Annotated in this window: 1 protein-coding gene; it reads left to right on the top strand. The window is 72.4% G+C overall.

Going from position 1 to position 583, the window contains the following annotated elements:
- A partial coding sequence (locus ALMP_RS34395; RefSeq protein WP_264935681.1) for an IS701 family transposase occupies nucleotides 1–583 on the top strand: 583 nt, incomplete at both ends.

Below are 583 nucleotides of genomic sequence, written 5' to 3'. Positions count from 1 at the left end.
TGGTGCCGCGGATCGGCCCGGACGCCTGGGCGGTCGATGACGTGTCGTTCCCCAAGGACGGACGGATGTCGGTGGCGGTCGCCCACCAGTACTGCGGCGCTTTGGGCAAGCAGGCCAACTGCCAGGTCGCGGTGAGCGTGCACGCGGTCTCCGACGCGGCCTCGTGCCCGCTGAACTGGCGGCTGTTCCTGCCCAAGGAGTGGGCCAAGGACACCGTCCGGCGCAAAGAGACCGGCGTGCCGAAGGACGTCGGGCACCGGGAGAAGTGGCGGCTGGCGCTGGACGCCCTGGACGAACTGGCCGGGTGGCACCTGGTGCCGCCGGTGGTGGTGGCGGATGCCGGCTACGGCCAGAACGCCGACTTCCGCGCCGGCCTGGCCGAGCGGGAGATCCCGTATGTGGTCGGCATCCGCGGCGATCTGACCGTCCAGCCCCATGATGCGCACCCCGCCGCCACGGCCTTCTCCGGCACCGGCCGACGGCCGCTTCCCCGCTACCGACAGCCTCCGGTGCCAGTCGCGGAACTGGCCACGGCCGCCGGACGGGAAGCCTTCAGGGAGGTGACCTGGCGGGAAGGCTCCCG

It is taken from the genome of Streptomyces sp. A012304 (assembly GCF_026008495.1).
GTDB lineage: Bacteria > Actinomycetota > Actinomycetes > Streptomycetales > Streptomycetaceae > Streptomyces.
This window is presented reverse-complemented; position numbering and strand designations above follow the sequence as displayed.